The sequence below is a fragment of the Neisseria sp. 27098_8_158 genome (assembly GCF_041433145.1).
GTDB classification, from domain to species: Bacteria; Pseudomonadota; Gammaproteobacteria; order Burkholderiales; family Neisseriaceae; genus Neisseria; species Neisseria subflava_E.
Genome location: NZ_JAPWAZ010000003.1, coordinates 161,557 through 177,737, shown reverse-complemented (window position 1 = coordinate 177,737; position 16,181 = coordinate 161,557). Strand labels below are relative to the sequence as shown.

General features: G+C 49.6%; 15 protein-coding genes. 10 read left to right on the top strand and 5 right to left on the bottom strand.

Annotated elements, in window-relative coordinates:
- The first annotated feature begins 103 nt into the window (after nt 1-103).
- Both O3681_RS09165 and tyrS read left to right on the top strand, forming a co-directional pair.
- Nucleotides 104-1,963 (top strand): acyltransferase family protein, encoded by a 1,860-nt coding sequence (locus O3681_RS09165; protein ID WP_371459805.1) that lies wholly within the window; start codon nt 104-106, stop codon nt 1,961-1,963.
- Between the two features lie 76 nt (nt 1,964-2,039).
- The gene (gene tyrS, locus O3681_RS09160; RefSeq protein ID WP_371459804.1) at nt 2,040-3,335 is read left to right on the top strand and encodes a tyrosine--tRNA ligase; all 1,296 of its coding nucleotides are present in this window, start codon (nt 2,040-2,042) and stop codon (nt 3,333-3,335) included.
- Nucleotides 3,336-3,507: 172 nt separating this feature from the next.
- On the opposite strand, the gene hslO is transcribed toward tyrS, so the two are convergent.
- Nucleotides 3,508-4,404: an Hsp33 family molecular chaperone HslO gene (hslO, locus tag O3681_RS09155; protein WP_371459803.1), complete on the bottom strand. Its 897-nt coding sequence runs from the start codon at nt 4,402-4,404 to the stop codon at nt 3,508-3,510.
- Nucleotides 4,405-4,664: 260 nt separating this feature from the next.
- Between hslO and O3681_RS09150 the strand changes: the two genes are divergently transcribed.
- On the top strand, nt 4,665-5,294 hold the full coding sequence (locus tag O3681_RS09150) for a C40 family peptidase (protein WP_371459802.1): 630 nt from the start codon (nt 4,665-4,667) through the stop codon (nt 5,292-5,294).
- An 8-nt stretch (nt 5,295-5,302) separates the two neighbouring features.
- Entirely contained in the window at nt 5,303-5,524 is a 222-nt protein-coding gene (locus O3681_RS09145) for a hypothetical protein (protein ID WP_004519529.1), read from the top strand.
- A gap of 80 nt (nt 5,525-5,604) precedes the next feature.
- Here the strand turns inward: O3681_RS09145 and O3681_RS09140 are convergent, their stop codons facing one another.
- From O3681_RS09140 to dxs, 3 genes are read right to left on the bottom strand one after another with little or no spacing between them, the layout of a single operon-like run.
- A complete protein-coding gene (locus tag O3681_RS09140) occupies nt 5,605-7,005 on the bottom strand; it encodes an L-serine ammonia-lyase (protein WP_371459801.1) in 1,401 nt (466 codons plus the stop codon).
- Nucleotides 7,006-7,040: 35 nt separating this feature from the next.
- Nucleotides 7,041-8,051 (bottom strand): glycosyltransferase family 2 protein, encoded by a 1,011-nt coding sequence (locus O3681_RS09135; protein WP_371459800.1) that lies wholly within the window; start codon nt 8,049-8,051, stop codon nt 7,041-7,043.
- A gap of 36 nt (nt 8,052-8,087) precedes the next feature.
- The gene (gene dxs, locus O3681_RS09130) at nt 8,088-9,977 is read right to left on the bottom strand and encodes a 1-deoxy-D-xylulose-5-phosphate synthase (protein WP_371459799.1); all 1,890 of its coding nucleotides are present in this window, start codon (nt 9,975-9,977) and stop codon (nt 8,088-8,090) included.
- A 133-nt stretch (nt 9,978-10,110) separates the two neighbouring features.
- Here dxs and orn point away from each other — a divergent pair, with 133 nt between their 5' ends.
- The 6 genes from orn to O3681_RS09100 all read left to right on the top strand — a co-directional run bounded on the left by orn (nt 10,111) and on the right by O3681_RS09100 (nt 14,922).
- A complete protein-coding gene (gene orn, locus O3681_RS09125) occupies nt 10,111-10,668 on the top strand; it encodes an oligoribonuclease (RefSeq protein ID WP_371459798.1) in 558 nt (185 codons plus the stop codon).
- Between the two features lie 63 nt (nt 10,669-10,731).
- Nucleotides 10,732-11,154 carry a 6-carboxytetrahydropterin synthase QueD gene (gene queD / locus O3681_RS09120; protein WP_003748900.1) on the top strand — a complete coding sequence of 141 codons (423 nt, stop codon included), beginning with the start codon at nt 10,732-10,734 and terminating at the stop codon, nt 11,152-11,154.
- A gap of 73 nt (nt 11,155-11,227) precedes the next feature.
- Entirely contained in the window at nt 11,228-11,599 is a 372-nt protein-coding gene (locus O3681_RS09115; RefSeq protein WP_036492894.1) for a DUF1304 domain-containing protein, read from the top strand.
- Between the two features lie 108 nt (nt 11,600-11,707).
- Nucleotides 11,708-12,343, top strand: a complete 636-nt coding sequence (locus O3681_RS09110; RefSeq protein WP_371459797.1) for a 7-carboxy-7-deazaguanine synthase QueE — start codon at nt 11,708-11,710, stop codon at nt 12,341-12,343.
- 332 nt (nt 12,344-12,675) lie between these two features.
- Nucleotides 12,676-14,262: an L-lactate permease gene (locus O3681_RS09105; RefSeq protein ID WP_049332627.1), complete on the top strand. Its 1,587-nt coding sequence runs from the start codon at nt 12,676-12,678 to the stop codon at nt 14,260-14,262.
- A 297-nt stretch (nt 14,263-14,559) separates the two neighbouring features.
- The gene (locus O3681_RS09100) at nt 14,560-14,922 is read left to right on the top strand and encodes a hypothetical protein (RefSeq protein ID WP_003748906.1); all 363 of its coding nucleotides are present in this window, start codon (nt 14,560-14,562) and stop codon (nt 14,920-14,922) included.
- A 140-nt stretch (nt 14,923-15,062) separates the two neighbouring features.
- Here the strand turns inward: O3681_RS09100 and dnaN are convergent, their stop codons facing one another.
- The gene (dnaN, locus tag O3681_RS09095) at nt 15,063-16,166 is read right to left on the bottom strand and encodes a DNA polymerase III subunit beta (protein ID WP_070825897.1); all 1,104 of its coding nucleotides are present in this window, start codon (nt 16,164-16,166) and stop codon (nt 15,063-15,065) included.
- Between the last annotated feature and the right edge of the window lie 15 nt (nt 16,167-16,181).

Below are 16,181 nucleotides of genomic sequence, written 5' to 3'. Positions count from 1 at the left end.
CAGTACTGACAAACGATGGCCGACCTCCGAAATGCCCCCACTCTCGGCAGGAATCACTTTTCAGACGGCGCCATTAAAATAAACTAATTAAAATCAAAATATTATGAGCAAAGTTTTATCTTACCGCCCAGATATTGATACATTGCGTGCCGTTGCTGTTCTATCCGTTGTCGTTTTCCATATTGAAAAAAACTGGCTGCCTGGCGGCTTTCTTGGTGTCGATATCTTTTTTGTCATTTCCGGCTTTCTGATCACGATGATTATTCATCGTGAAATGAGCAGCGGGATTTTCTCGTTCAAAAAATTTTACATCCGCCGTATCAAGCGGATACTGCCCGCATTTTTTACCGTATTGACGGTAACGCTGATATGCGGCTTTCTTTTATTCACCAAAGATGATTTTTCCCTTTTATGGAGGACAGCCCTGTCCACCTTGGGGTTCATCTCCAATATCTTTTTTGCCAAGGGTCAGGGCTATTTCGATCCCATACAAGAAGAAAAACCTTTGCTTCACATTTGGTCTTTATCGGTCGAAGAACAATATTATTTCGTCTTCCCGATATTGCTGTTATTGGTTGTCCGCAAAAGCTGGCGCACCCAGTTTGCTTTCCTCATCACGCTATGCGTATTCAGTATTTTGGCTTCTTTTATGCCGACTGCGCTGGATAAATATTACCTTCCCCATCTGCGCGCCTGCGAAATGCTGATCGGCTCGTTGACGGCAGTGTGGATGCAATATCGGCAACAACAAGGGCTGGATACCGGCAAACAATATGCGGCGGCAGGCGCATTACTTTCCTTATGCGTACTGTTTGCCTGCCTGTTTACCTATACAGAAAAAACTGCCTATTTCCCGGGGCCTGCCGCCATGATTCCTTGTTTGGCCGCCGCCACATTCATTTATTTCAATCAATTTGAACACCGGCTGAAAAAATTTTTCCAATGGAAGATTACTGTCGGCATAGGCTTGATTTCCTATTCACTGTATCTGTGGCATTGGCCTGTATTGGCTTTTATGAGATACATCGGTTCAAACAATCTGCCTTCGTATTCAACTGTGGCCGCGATTGTCTTAATGTTTGCACTCTCTCTGCTTTCTTATTATTTTGTCGAGAAGCCGTTTAAAAACTGGAAAGGCTCTTTTGCCCAATCTGTGACATGGGTTTATGCCGTCCCCATGCTTGTTTTGGCCATTACGCCTTTTCTTGCCATGAAGCTCCCGTTTATGGAGCAATACGACCGTATGGGATTGGCGCGTTCCTACACTTCTTGTCACAACAATACCGACAAACATTGTATTTGGGGCGATACCGACAAACAGCCGGAATTACTGATTCTAGGCGATTCGCATGCCGACCAATATAAAACGTTTTTTGATACCGTCGGCAAAAAAGAAAAATGGTCGGCAACGATGGTTTCTGCGGACAGTTGTGCCTATGTAGAAGATTATGCCGCGCCCGTATTCAAACAAAACGCTTCCTGCCGTGCCGTTTATCAGTATGCCAAAGAGCATCTGCCCCAATACTCAAAAGTGCTTTTGGCCATGCGCTGGGGTAGCCAAATGCCTGAAAACAGCCACTCCCTTGCTTACGATGCCGATTTTTTCAAAAAATTCGACCTCATGTTACAAAAACTTTCTTTGGAAAAACAAGCGGTTTACCTGATGATAGACAACCCTAATCTGTCATACAACGGCTTGCGCGCCTATATTCTGTCTTACCGGATACCGGGATTTAGTCAGAATCTTGCCATTGATGAAACAGTCACTTCAAAAGGCAATGAACGCATCAAAGAATTAGCAGAAAAATATGCCAATGTGCACATTATCGATGCCGCTGCCTATATTCCGGAAAATTTCAAAATCAACGGATTGCCGGTTTATTCCGATAGAGACCACATCAACCCTTACGGCGGTAGAGAACTGGCCAAGCGTTTTTCTGAAAAACACACGCTTCTTCAGTAAGCCATAGCCATTCATCCGATGAAATTTGTTACAATTAGCAGTTTGTAAAACTGCTAATTTTTTTTGGAAGATATCAATGAGAGTCATCAAAGACCTACAATCGCGTGGCTTAATCGCGCAAACTACCGACATCGAAGCCTTAGACGCTTTGCTAAACGAACAAAAAATTTCCCTCTATTGCGGTTTTGACCCGACAGCCGACAGCCTGCATATCGGCCACTTGCTGCCCGTGTTGGCATTGCGCCGTTTCCAAAAGGCAGGACATACGCCGATTGCTTTGGTGGGCGGCGCGACCGGCATGATCGGTGACCCCAGCTTCAAAGCGGTAGAACGCAGCTTGAATTCCGCCGAAACCGTTGCCGGCTGGGTAGAAAGTATCCGCAACCAACTGAAACCGTTTTTGAACTTTACAGGCAAAAACGCCGCCATTATGGCGAACAATGCCGACTGGTTCGGCAGCATGAACTGCCTCGACTTCCTGCGCGACATCGGCAAGCATTTCTCCGTCAATGCCATGCTGAACAAAGAGTCCGTAAAACAGCGTATCGAGCGCGACGACGTGGGCATTTCCTTCACCGAGTTCGCCTACTCCCTGCTGCAAGGCTACGACTTTGCCGAATTGAACAAACGTCATGGCGCGGTTTTGGAAATTGGCGGCTCCGACCAATGGGGCAACATCATTGCCGGTATCGACTTAACCCGCCGTCTGCATCAAAAACAAGTATTCGGCCTGACCCTGCCTTTGGTAACCAAATCAGACGGCACCAAATTCGGCAAAACCGAAGGCGGCGCAGTATGGTTAAACGCGAAGAAAACCTCACCGTATCAGTTCTACCAATTCTGGCTGAAAGTCGCCGATGCCGATGTGTATAAATTCCTGAAATACTTCACCTTCCTGTCTATCAAAAAAATCGACGCCATCGAAGCCAAAGACAAAGCCAGCGGTACCAAGCCCGAAGCGCAACGCATCCTTGCCGAAGAAATGACCCGCCTGGTTCACGGCAAAGCCGCCCTGAAAGCCGCGCAGCGCATTTCCGAAAGTCTGTTTGCCGAAGACCAAAGCAGCCTGACCGAAAGCGACTTTGAACAGCTCGCTCTCGACGGCCTGCCGACTTTTGAAGTTTCCGAGAGCCTCAACGTGGTTGAGACTTTGGTGAAAACCGGTTTGGCGTCTTCCAACAAAGAAGCGCGCGGTTTTGTCAACAGCAAAGCGGTTTTGCTCAACGGCAAACCTGCTGAAGCCAACAATCCGAACCATGCCGCTGAAAAACCTGACGATGCCTATATGCTGACCGACGAACACAAACGTTTCGGCAAATACACCATCGTCCGCCGCGGCAAACGCAACCACGCTTTGTTGGTTTGGAAATAATCTTTAAACATTAAACGCATCGTTTAAAATAATCATGCCGTCTGAAATCAGCCCACGCTTTTTTCAGACGGCATTTTCTATTGATGATATTCAGTTTTCCCAAAAAGAAAGGACAGGTATTACACCTGCCCTTCTATTAAGCCAATTTCTTTAAGAAACTTTTATCCCGTGATTACTGCAAACGCTCATTTTCTTGGCGTACGGCATTCACCACATCCGCGCCAAACAAAGCGTTGACATCGGTTTCATCAAACACATACTTGCTATGGCAGAAATCGCAATCGATTTGAATGCTGCCTTGTTCTGCCACCACGCCGCCGACTTCCTGACCGCCAAGCATCAACAGCATATCGCTGACTTTGCCGCGGGAACAGGTGCAGGCAAATTCAATGGCTTCCGGCTCAAAAACGCGGGGCGGGGTTTCATGGTAAAGACGGTAAAGGGCGTGATGCGCGTCCAAACCGGTCAATTCTTGCGGAGTAAGCGTTTGCGCAAGCGTGGTCACATGTTCCCACGCGACATCATCCAATTCTTCTTCCGGCAGACGTTGCAACAATAATGCACCTGCGGCTTGGTCATCGGCAGCAAGCGTAATATAGGTATCGAGCTGCTCGGAACGTTTCATATAGTTAACCAGCATTTGCGCAATGCTGTCGCCTTCTAGAGGGACAACACCTTGCCATGGGTCGGCATCTTTAGGCTGATGGGTCAAAACGAACACGCTGTTTTCGCCCAACAGCGCAGTCAGGCTTTCATCATCACGAATTTCAGCAGTTTCGTCCCAACGCGCGGTAGCACGGACAGTATTTTCAGAAGTCGCTTCCACCACCAACATTTTCAGACGGCCCTGACCTTGAACCTGAACAATCAGCGTGCCTTCGTTTTTAAGGTTGGCAGACAATAAAGAACCGGCGGCCAACAATTCGCCCAATGCGCGGCGGATGGCGACAGGATAATGTTTTTGGTTAACGATGTGTTGCCAAACCTTTTCGAGGCGGATGTGCATGCCGCGGATAGGCATATCGTCGAAGATAAAGCGTGTACGGATATCGCTGTGATTTTGTGTCATGTCAGTCTCTGAAAATAAATCAATGAATGCCGCTTATATGGTTGCAGCAGAGGATAAATCAAGCGAAACCGCATTTAATGTTTTTCTAGTTTGTTTGGAAACAAGGGTTTAACGCAAAATAACAGCAGTTTTTTTGCCAAAAAGACGGTTTTTGAATACAATCAAGCAGATAACAAAAGAATGATACGGGATAACATCTCAGAAACCGGCAATGTGCCTGCAATCGGCAGGGGATGCCTTCTGAAACGGAAGTTTTTATAATGAATTTTTTACTCCGGCTCGCAGCAGTTTGGACTTCGGTCGCCATGCTCGCGAGCGTCAATTTTTCTTACGCCGATGATTTGGAAAACCTGATTACCACCCGTCAGCATGTTTTAAACCAATTCAACGACAACGCCAACGTTTACGGCAATACGCGTCAGGCAACCCCTGTCCACCCCGTCAATACACGCCCAGCCCCAAGCAACAATACGCGCGCACCTTCGGGTAATGCAGATGAGTTAATCGGCAGCGCCATGGGCTTGCTCGGCGTGGCCTACCGCTACGGCGGCACATCAGCCTCTACCGGCTTTGACTGCAGCGGCTTCATGCAACACATCTTTAAACGCGCCATGGGCGTAAACCTGCCGCGCACCTCTGCCGAACAGGCGCAAATGGGCGTTGCCGTGAGCCGTTCGGAATTGCAGCCGGGCGACATGGTCTTTTTCCGTACCATGGGCCGCGGCCGTATTTCCCACGTCGGCCTTTACATCGGCAACAACAATTTCATTCACGCACCGAGAACGGGCAAACGTATCGAAATTACCAGCCTCGGCCACAAATATTGGAACGGAAAATACGCCTTTGCTCGCCGCGTGAAGAAAAACGATCCATCCCGTTTCTTGAATTGAGGTACACGATGGCAATGCCGCAAATGCCCAAATGGTATGACGACGACGGTCAGATTGTTTCCTGCACCGAAAAAGTCAAAGTCATGACCGAAAACTTGAACGAACTGTACCAAATAGCGCAGGACGCATTTGAAGACGCGCTGCTGATGGGTTGCTCCGAAAAACAGTTGCGTGAATACTTCCGCGACTTAATGGCCGGACTGGAAAACCCTTATCAAAAAAACGGTTAGTTATTCGATCCATACAAAAAAAGGCCGTCTGAAAGTTTTTCAGACGGCCTTTTTTATCGGGCAGATCCCCTACCCTATTGCTAACATTCCACCACGCGCACGGATACAGGTATGGCTTTTTTCTGCAAAGTAATGGCCAAGCCTGCGAGTGAGGTTTCTTTGTAGGTTGCCTTCATATCACGGCCGGTTTGCAACATGGTTTGAATCACTTCATCAAGCGAGACTTTTTTGTCTGTGCCGTCTTCCAAAAGCGCGAGGGTGGCGAGCTTGAGGGCTTTTTCGGCGGCGATGCCGTTGCGCTCGATGCAGGGGATTTGCACCAAGCCGCCGACAGGGTCACAGGTCAGGCCCAAGTGGTGTTCCATGGCCATTTCGGCGGCGTTTTCCACTTGTTTCGGTGTACCACCGATAACTTCGGCGTATGCGCCTGCCGCCATGGAACATGCTACGCCAACTTCGCCTTGGCAGCCGACATCCGCGCCGGAAATTGACGCATTGGTTTTATACAAAATACCGATGGCACCGGCAGTCAGCAGGAAATCCTCAACACGAGATTGGTTAGCGTGCGGATTAAATTTGCGGAAATAGTGTAAGACGGCAGGAATAATGCCTGCTGCGCCGTTGGTCGGTGCGGTTACGACGCGGCCGCCGGCGGCATTTTCTTCGTTGACCGCCATGGCGTACACCATCGGCCAAAGCTGAGTATTGACGATTTCGCTCTCGCGTAGGACTTTGAGTTTGGCTGCCAACTGCGGCGCGCGGCGGCGGACGTTCAAGCCGCCAGGCAGCTGCCCTTCCGCACCCAAGCCGCGCTTGATGCAGTTTTCCATCACATCGGCCACGGCAGCCACACGGCGGCGCACTTCCGCTTCATCGCAACCTGCCAACGCTGCTTCATTGGCCAACACGACTTCGGAAATATTCAACTGGTTCAGACGGCATTGTGCCAGCAACTCGTCGCAGTTTTTGTAAGGATATGGCACGTCCGAATTTTCCTGCGCCTCTTGTGCAAACCCTTCGTCTGTTACGATAAAACCGCCGCCAACCGAATAATAGATCTGTTCTTTCAGCTTCAGGCCGTCTGAATTGTAGGCGATAAAGTTCAAACCGTTCGGATGTTTGGGTAACACTTTGTCGCCGCGGATATCCAAATCTTTTTCGGGATTGAAGGCCATTTCGCGGCCGTTGAGTTTTAAAACGTGTTGCGTGCGGATGCGTTCCAAGCGTTGGGGGATGTCTGCCAGCGGAATATCGTGCGGCAGGCTGTCTTCCAAACCGAGCAATAATGCGTCGAATGTGCCGTGTCCGATGCCGGTCAAAGCAAGCGAGCCGTACACTTCAATGACAATGCGTGCCACTTGTGTATCCAAGTTTTCGGCATGCAGCAAATCGGCAAAGGCGGCCGCAGCCTTCATCGGGCCAACGGTGTGCGAGCTGGACGGGCCAATGCCGATTTTGAAAATATCAAAGATGCTGATCATAATTTTCCTATTATTGTGTGTGCGGGCTGTGTTTTTCAGACGGCCTTAAGGCCTAAAGAGGAATCTTTTGCACCGCTTGCCAATGCAAGTACCAAATGTCCGACAGTCATCAAAGGATCGCCTGCTTCCGGCGATGTGTATTTCAGCGTCAGCGGTTTTTTACGCAAGGGTTCGTAATGGCTGACTTTACAATGCGGGTCTTCCAAACTTGTAGAACCGGCGCGGTATCTGTATGCCAACAGCCGTAAATCGTTCAAGTCCATCTTCATGCCGTTATCCAACAATTCGCGCAACTGGTTTTCCCAGGCAATATCGTTGCTTCCGTCTTTAATGGCAATCAAGATGGACTTTTCGAGGATTTTTTTGATGTGCTGGTTCAAGGAGCGGATTGGGAAATGCCCCAGCCACAACAAATCGGTCTCCGCAAATTGGGCGGAAAACTGCTCGATAAACCAGGAATGTAAACCTCGATAATCCGGCGAATGAAACAGGGTTGATTTAACCTTGTTGCCATCTTTATCCAACATGTAATGGCAGCCGATAATCACGCTGCAAGATTCGGCAGCCCATCTAGGAATAATGACTTTGGGGGTAAAGAGCGTTTCGAGGCGTTGCTCGGTAAATTGTGTGGTGAAATCGGTGTTGTATTGCAACGATGTCGGCAAATAGCCGCGCCAAAGGTACATGCCGATCCTGTTTTCGCCGATGACATCCAAAAGTTGTTCCAGCATGATACGGCTAGGACATGAAATAAATTCGTCCGCATCCAGCGGAAAAACGAAATCTATCGCTTCATCTTTTGCTACAAGCTGCTTCATAAGCAGGTTTACCAATTGCTCTTGATTGTACTTGAGCGCTTGATATTGATAGATAAATATCGGTAAACCTTCTTCTTTCAATTGAATCAGGATTTCCCTTGTGCCATCGCTGCTGCCATGATCGATGATGTGCATTTCATCCATCAGCTCGAGATTATGACGGACAAACGATTCGATAACGTCGTTTTCGTTGCGCACCATACTGATGCTGATTAATTTTTTTCCCATAAATTATGCAATGTATTGATAGGTTTTAATCATTTTTCAGACGGCCTTGATCCAACCGGCAATGCGTTTTTCAATCGCTTCGGCACTCAAACCCAAGTCGTCCAACAGTTTTTTCGGGTCGCCGTGTTCGGTAACTTTGTCTTCTACACCCAGCAGCAATACCGGTTTGCAGATGCCGTGTTTCGCCAACACTTCCAACACCGCACTGCCTGCGCCGCCTTGTTCGGCATTCTCTTCAGCGGTAACGATGTAGTCATGGCTTCGGGCAAGACGGACGATCAGCTCTTCATCTATCGGTTTGACAAAGCGCATATCGGCAACGGTCGCGTTCAGATTCTCAGCCGCGATCAATGAGGGGGCAACCATGCTGCCAAAGGCGATAACGACAATTTTCTCGCCTTCGCGACGGATGATGCCTTTACCGATTTCAACGGTTTCCAGGCCGTCTGAAATGGTTGCGCCCGTGCCTGTACCGCGCGGATAACGGACTGCGGACGGAGAGTTTGCTTGATAGCAGGTTGAGAGCAGCAGGCGGCATTCGTTTTCGTCGCTTGGTGCGGCAATAATCATGTTCGGCACGCAACGCAAAAAGCTCAAGTCGTATAAACCGGCATGGGTCGGGCCGTCTGCACCGACAATACCGGCACGGTCGATAGCGAACAAAACAGGTAGGTTTTGTAGGGCAACGTCGTGTACCAACTGGTCGTAAGCGCGTTGCAGGAAAGTGGAGTAAATCGCTACGACAGGCTTAATGCCTTCGCATGCCAAACCGCCGGCAAAGGTAACGGCGTGTTGCTCGGCGATGCCGACGTCGAAATAGCGGTCGGGGAATCGCTGTTCAAACTCAACCAAGCCGCTGCCCTCGCGCATGGCAGGCGTGATGGCAACCAAACGCTCGTCAGCCGCCGCTTGGTCGCACAGCCATTGGCCGAACACTTGCGTATAAGTCGGTTTGGCCGCGGCAGGTTTGACTTCCGGCGCAGGCACTTCGCTCGGCAGCTTGGCGACAGCGTGGTATTTGACAGGATCGTTTTCGGCGAATTTGTAGCCGTTGCCTTTTTTGGTGATGACGTGCAACAACTGAGGGCCTTTGCGGCCGCGCAAGTCTTTTAATACGTCCACCAGATTTTCAACGTTGTGGCCGTCCACAGGGCCGGTGTAACGGAAACCAAAGTTTTCAAACAAAGACAGCGACTGTTTGGCGTGTTCCGCTTCGCCTGCCAAGGTTTTGATTTTGTTTTCGACTTTTTGGGCAAGCTCCATCGCGCCGGGCAATTTGTCTAATACTTTGCTTGATTGGGCTTTAATGGTGCTCAACAGGCCGTGCATATCGCGCACGACGTTGCTGGCGAGGTATTTCGGCAGCGCGCCGACATTGGGGGAAATCGACATTTCGTTGTCGTTGAGAATCACCAGCAAATCGACATCCATATCGCCTGCGCAGTTCAGGGCTTCAAACGCCTGACCCGCCGTCATGGCTCCGTCGCCGATGATGGCGACGCTGCGGCGGTTGTTGCCTAATTGTTTGTCCGCAATGGCCATACCCAATGCCGCGCCGATGGATGTGGAAGAATGCCCCACGCCGAATGCGTCGTATTCTGACTCGCTGCGTTTGGGGAAACCGGCCAAACCGCCGTATTGGCGCATGGTATGCATTTGATTTTTGCGGCCGGTCAGGATTTTGTGCGGATAGCTTTGATGGCCGACATCCCAGACCAAATGGTCTTCGGGCGTGTCGTACACATAATGCAGGGCCACCGTCAGCTCGACCGCGCCCAAGTTACTGGCGAAATGGCCGCCCGTCTTACCGACGGAATCCAACAGAAATTCGCGCAATTCGGCGGCGACTTGCGGCAGCTGTTTTTTCTCTAGACGGCGCAAATCCTGAGGCGTATCGATAATATCGAGCAAAGGGCTTGGGTTCATGATTTTTGGCGGTGAATTTTTGTGTAACGGACGATTATATCAAGAGATTGCACAACTTGTTACAAATGCTTTCAGACGGCCCGAACCTTTATCCTTTATAATACTGCCAACTGAAAACACAAGGCCGTCTGAAATGACCCAAAACGCAAACAATCTCTGCTGGCTCGATATGGAAATGACCGGCCTCAACCCGGAACATGACCGCATTATCGAAGTCGCCATGATCATTACCGACTCTGATTTGAACATACTGGCGCAATCGGACGTTTACGTCATCCATCAAAGCGACGAGTTGCTCGACGGCATGGACGAGTGGAACACCGCCACCCACGGCCGCACCGGCCTGACCCAACGCGTGCGCGAATCCAAACTGACCGAAGCCAAAGTCGAGCAAAACCTGTTGGACTTCATGTCCGCATGGATACCCGAGAAATCGACGCCCATGTGCGGCAACTCCATCCATCAAGACCGCCGCTTCATGGTCAAATACATGCCGCGTTTGGAAGCCTATTTCCACTACCGCAACTTAGACGTATCCACGCTGAAAGAATTGGCCAAACGCTGGAATCCTGCCGTTGCCAAAAGCGTGGTCAAACGCGGTTCGCACAAGGCATTGGACGATATCCTCGAAAGCATCGAAGAAATGCGCCATTATCGCGAGCATTTCCTCAAACTCCCTTCCGAACAATAATCCCAAGGCCGTCTGAAACCGGTTTTACACCGTTCAGACGGCCTGATCGGCTTCCCTCATCTCATGAAAATCACCAAAATCTTTACCTTCGATTCCTCGCATATGCTCGACGGGCATGACGGCAAATGCCAAAACCTGCACGGCCACACCTACAAACTCGAAATCACCGTCTCCGCACCCGTTATCCAAGGCGGCGCAAAAGACGGCATGGTGATGGACTTTACCGACTTGAAAGCCATCGTCAAACAACACATTACCGACCCGTTCGACCATGCCTTCATCTATCACGGCAACAACGAACGCGAAAGCCAAATCGCCGCGCTTTTGGAAGGCTGGAACATGAAAACCCTGCGCCTGCCCTGCCGCACCACCGCCGAAAACATGAGCGTAGAAATGTATGGCCGTCTGAAAAACGCCGGTGTCAAAGTGTGCAGCGTGAAACTATGGGAAACGCCGACGTCGTGTGCCGAATATGAAGGGGAATAAACTGCTGTCCTGTATTTTTCAGACGGCCTGTTCCCCAAACACGCCCATCCGCTAAACATCAAAAGGAATCTTCATGAAAATCATCTCCACCCTCCTCGTCCTCTTCGTCGCTGTCGAACACTTCTACATCGCTTGGCTCGAAATGACGCAAATCCCAAGCGAAAAAGCGTCAGAGCTGTTCAACATGCCTTACGAGTTTATGGAACAAAAACGCGTACAAACCCTGTTTTCCAACCAAGGCCTGTACAACGGCTTCCTCGCCATCGGCTTGGTATGGGCACGCTTTGCCGCGCCCGACAACGCCGTTTACGGCGCAACCATCCTGTTCCTCGGCTTCGTCCTCATCGCCGCCGCATGGGGCGCGTTTTCATCCGGCAACAAAGGCATTTTGTTCAAACAAGGCTTGCCGGCATTTTTGGCCGCCGCAGCCGTCATTGCCGCTTAAGCACACACCAGCCATTCTTTCCTATTGAACTGACAGAAAGAATGGCTGCCTCAACCGATTTCTCAAAACGCTTCACCACAACAATTAAAACCCGCACACCCGACATTCATGACCATTCAAATCACACCAAACAATCCCCAATACCGCATTGTCGAAATATTTGAAAGCCTACAAGGCGAAGGCTGGAATACAGGCATGCCCGCCGTTTTCATCCGTTTGGGCAAATGCAATCTCGCGTGCAGCTGGTGCGATACTGACTACCTCAAATTCGGCATGATGAGCCTGTCCGATATTTTAGGCCGTCTGAAAACCTACACGGCGCGCAATATCATTATTACCGGCGGCGAACCCACCATCCAACCGCATTTGGATACCCTGCTCAACACACTCAAAGCCGAAGGCTATTTCATGTGTATCGAAACCAACGGCCTCAACCCCGCGCCGCCGCAAATCGACTACGTTGCCACCAGCCCTAAAGCCTGTTACGCCGCCAAATATGAAAAAAGCTGCATCGAGAAAGCAGACGAAGTGCGCATTGTTGCCGACGGCGATGTCGTTGCGTTTTGCCAAGAGATGGAACGCAAAATCCGCGCCCGACATTACTACCTCTCGCCTTGCGAACAAGATGGTGTGATGAATATCTACGACACCATCCGCCAAATCGGCGTATTAAACAGCCGATCCGATGCCCCCGTCCATTGGCAACTGAGCGTACAAACGCATAAATGGGCAGGAATAGAATAATTCGTTTGAAATCAATTAAAAACAAAACCTTTACAAAATATTGAATGTAAATACCATTCCATATTCGACCAAATGCACTACTGGCAATGCTCTCAGGCCGTCTGAAAACCCAATTTTAGACGGCCTTTTTTGTTACAAACCTCTTGACCGATTACATAAGATTACGTAAAGTGTGCAACAGTTTTCATAAATTGGTAAAACCAATTTACCTGATAACTGATTGCATCTAAAAAGGTAGCAATCCTTATTCGAAAAACATCTATTACTCAACACATCGCATCAAACCGCTATTGATTGACGGTTATGGTGCTTGTTGCCCCGAGGATATTCCTATGGCTCTCTTTCTCAGCATTTTCCCCATCATCCTGCTGATTTGGCTGATGGTTAAGAAAAACAGTATGCCGTCTTACATTGCGCTGCCGATTACCGCCGCGCTGATTTACGTCATCAAACTGTTTTATTTCGGCGACAACGCCATGTTGCTCAACGCAACAGCCGCGTCCGGCCTCGTCTCTACCCTGACCCCGATTACCGTGATTTTCGGTGCCATTATGTTTAACCGCATGATGGAAACCACCGGCTGTATCGACGTCATCCGCAAATGGCTGGCTACCATCAGCCCGAACCCGATTGCCCAATTGATGATCATCGGCTGGTCTTTCGCCTTTATGATTGAAGGCGCGTCCGGTTTCGGTACGCCTGCCGCCATTGCCGCGCCAATCCTGATGAGCTTGGGCTTCAACCCGTTAAAAGTAGCCATCTTCGCTTTGGTGATGAACTCCGTGCCTGTTTCCTTCGGTGCAGTAGGTACTCCGACTTGGTTCGGCTTTGCGCCTTTGGGCTTGGATCAAAAGAGCATTATGGAAATCGGTATGCAAACCGGCGTAATGCACTTCTTTGCTGGTTTCATCATCCCCGTCATCGGCTTGAGCTTCATCGTACCTTGGGCTGAAATCCGCAAAAACTTGGGCTTCATCGGTATCGCCGTATTCTCCTGTACCCTTCCTTACGTTGCATTGGCTATGGTCAATGAAGAATTCCCATCTCTGGTTGCCGGCGCAATCGGCCTGATGGTGTCCGTATTCGCGGCAAACCGCGGCTGGGGCTTGAGCAAAGATTACGCCAAAGACCCGAATGCAGAAAAAGTACCTTTCGCACAAGTTGCCAAAGCACTGGCTCCTTTGGGTATGCTGATCGGCATGCTGGTGGTAACCCGTATCAAACAGTTGGGCATCAAAGGCCTGCTGACCAGTAAAGAAGAATGGTTCAGCTTCCAACTGCCGTTTGACTTATCCAAAATTACCGTCAGCGACTCCCTGACCATTACCTTCGGCAACATCTTCGGCCAAGGCGTAAACGCTTCCTACCAAACTCTCTACGTTCCGGCATGGATTCCGTTTGTCTTCACCGTTTGGATCTGCATCCTGCTGTACAAAACCAAATTCAAAGATGCGTGGTCTTTCTACGCTGCAACCTTCAACCAAACCAAAAAACCTCTGCTTGCCCTGATGGGTGCGCTGATTATGGTTCAGCTGATGATGGTTGGCGGCGATGACTCCATGGTGAAAATCATCGGTAAAGAGTTTGCCGCGATGGCAGGCGAACACTGGGTGTACTTCTCCCCTTACCTTGGCGCAATCGGTGCATTCTTCTCAGGCTCCAACACTGTATCCAACCTGACCTTTGGCCCGATTCAACAACAAATCGCGCTTGATACCGGCCTGTCCGTTACCCTCATCCTCGCCCTGCAATCCGTCGGCGGCGCAATGGGTAACATGGTCTGCATCAACAACATCATCGCGGTGTGCAGCGTGTTGAACGTGAACAACGCCGAAGGTGCCATCATCAAGAAAACTGTCATCCCTATGACCATCTACGGCATCATCGCCGTGACTGTGGCTGCAATTTTCTTCTTGTAAACCGCTTCATATCAAAGGCCGTCTGAACATTCAGACGGCCTTTTTTGTATTCTTTCGCTATATTTCTTAAAGAATCATTAATGTATATATTCCGCAACAACCCACATAACTACTTTGCAACACCAAATTACAAACAACTTTCTATTAATAAACAATCGGGTAATCATAAGTAAACACTGTTTTGCAATTTACCTAATTGCCACTACCGACAAAACGCCTAAAATACGCTTCATCTGCAAACGGAAACCCTTTCTCACTTTGCAAGATAACACACAACCCTCATATGGAGCTTAGATCATGAAATTACTTTCTGTTATCACTGCAGCCGCATTGGCTACTGTTTCCTTCTCTGCTGCCGCTGCACCTGCCGGCTTCGTTTCTTACCGTTGTGACGGTGGCAAATCACTGAACGTGATGTACGGCTTTGACCGCAGCGGCCGTGCAGTTACTGCTGACGTAAACGCCGGTGGCAAAAAAGCCTCTTTGGTTGTCGACAAAAAACGTTCTGACAGCACTGGCACTACTTTCACCAACCGTCGCGGCTATGTAATGTCTGCCGGTTTCATCGACAAAAACACCCACACTACTTCTGAAGTGGTTGGCGTGAACGCCCCTAACGGCTCATTCCTGGTGAAAAACTGCGAACCACGTCCACGTTAATCCCAGTTTTCCTATTTAACCGAATCATCCCGGTTTGATAGAAAGGCCGTCTGAAAAACAATTTTCAGACGGCCTTTTGATTCAAGCCTATAAAAAAGAGCGTATACCGTACACGCTCTTTTTGTTTATTCACACACCAATTAAATACGCATCGGCATCACGATGTATTTGAAGTTAGGATTGTTCGGCACGGTAAACAGCGTTGAACGGTTGGCATCGCCGAAAGCAAGCTGCATATCGTCGGAGTGGATGTTACGCAACACATCCATCAGGTAGCCGATGTTGAAACCGACTTCGAGTTCTCCGCCTTGGTAAGCGATTTCCAGCTCCTCGCGCGCTTCTTCCTGCTCGTTGTTGCTACATACGACACTCAGCAAACCAGGCTGCAGGAACAGTCGTGCGCCGCGGAATTTTTCATTGGCAAGAATGGCAGCACGCTCGAGCGCACCCAAAAACTGGGTACGGGACACGAGGAAAATCTTGTCGTTATCCAAAGGAATCACGCGGTTAAAGTCAGGGAACTTGCCATCGATGACTTTGCTGACAATGGTCGTACCATTACATTGGAAGCGTACTTGATTGTCCAAAAGCTCAACGGTGATGGACTCGGACGGATTGTTCAATAGCTTGAAGAGTTCCAATACCGTTTTGCGCGGCAGGATTACTTCCGTTTTCGGCAGTTCTGCTTCAATTTGGCTGGCCGCATAAGCAAGGCGGTGGCCGTCGGTTGCAACAAGGCGCAGTTGGTTTCCTTCAACCTGCATCAGCAAGCCGTTGAGGTAATAGCGGATATCTTGAACCGCCATGCTGTATTGCACTTGCGAAAGCATGGTTTTGAAGGTTTCTTGAGTCAGCGAGAAAGTCGCGCTGACGTCGCTGCCGACATTCATCAACGGAAAGTCTTCGGCCGGCAGGGTTTGCAAGGCAAAACGGGATTTGCCCGCGCGCAAAGTTAGACGGTTGTCCGCCCAATCTAAGGACACCAACGCACTGTCTGGCAGGGCGCGCAGGATGTCTTGGAATTTTTTAGCATTGGTCGTAATGCGGAAATCGCCTGCCTGACTCTCAGGGCCGGCGGTATTGATTTGGATTTCCAAGTCGGTTGCCAAAAGTTTGGTTTGTCCGTCTTTGCTTTCCAGCAACACATTGGACAGAATTGGCAGAGTATGGCGACGCTCAACGATACCGGTAACGGCTTGCAACGGCTTGAGCAGACTGTCGCGATCGGCTTGTAAAATCAGCATGTTCCATTCCTTTGA

What these genes read in the sequence shown, in the direction of transcription:
- orn (WP_371459798.1), top strand. Translation starts at nt 10,111, where the DNA reads ATGACCCAAAACGCAAACAATCTCTGCTGGCTCGATATGGAAATGACC.
- dxs (WP_371459799.1), bottom strand. Translation starts at nt 9,977, where the DNA reads ATGAACCCAAGCCCTTTGCTCGATATTATCGATACGCCTCAGGATTTG.
- dnaN (WP_070825897.1), bottom strand. Translation starts at nt 16,166, where the DNA reads ATGCTGATTTTACAAGCCGATCGCGACAGTCTGCTCAAGCCGTTGCAA.
- O3681_RS09135 (WP_371459800.1), bottom strand. Translation starts at nt 8,051, where the DNA reads ATGGGAAAAAAATTAATCAGCATCAGTATGGTGCGCAACGAAAACGAC.
- O3681_RS09140 (WP_371459801.1), bottom strand. Translation starts at nt 7,005, where the DNA reads ATGATCAGCATCTTTGATATTTTCAAAATCGGCATTGGCCCGTCCAGC.
- O3681_RS09100 (WP_003748906.1), top strand. Translation starts at nt 14,560, where the DNA reads ATGAAATTACTTTCTGTTATCACTGCAGCCGCATTGGCTACTGTTTCC.
- tyrS (WP_371459804.1), top strand. Translation starts at nt 2,040, where the DNA reads ATGAGAGTCATCAAAGACCTACAATCGCGTGGCTTAATCGCGCAAACT.
- O3681_RS09150 (WP_371459802.1), top strand. Translation starts at nt 4,665, where the DNA reads ATGAATTTTTTACTCCGGCTCGCAGCAGTTTGGACTTCGGTCGCCATG.
- O3681_RS09145 (WP_004519529.1), top strand. Translation starts at nt 5,303, where the DNA reads ATGGCAATGCCGCAAATGCCCAAATGGTATGACGACGACGGTCAGATT.
- O3681_RS09165 (WP_371459805.1), top strand. Translation starts at nt 104, where the DNA reads ATGAGCAAAGTTTTATCTTACCGCCCAGATATTGATACATTGCGTGCC.
- O3681_RS09105 (WP_049332627.1), top strand. Translation starts at nt 12,676, where the DNA reads ATGGCTCTCTTTCTCAGCATTTTCCCCATCATCCTGCTGATTTGGCTG.
- O3681_RS09110 (WP_371459797.1), top strand. Translation starts at nt 11,708, where the DNA reads ATGACCATTCAAATCACACCAAACAATCCCCAATACCGCATTGTCGAA.
- queD (WP_003748900.1), top strand. Translation starts at nt 10,732, where the DNA reads ATGAAAATCACCAAAATCTTTACCTTCGATTCCTCGCATATGCTCGAC.
- hslO (WP_371459803.1), bottom strand. Translation starts at nt 4,404, where the DNA reads ATGACACAAAATCACAGCGATATCCGTACACGCTTTATCTTCGACGAT.
- O3681_RS09115 (WP_036492894.1), top strand. Translation starts at nt 11,228, where the DNA reads ATGAAAATCATCTCCACCCTCCTCGTCCTCTTCGTCGCTGTCGAACAC.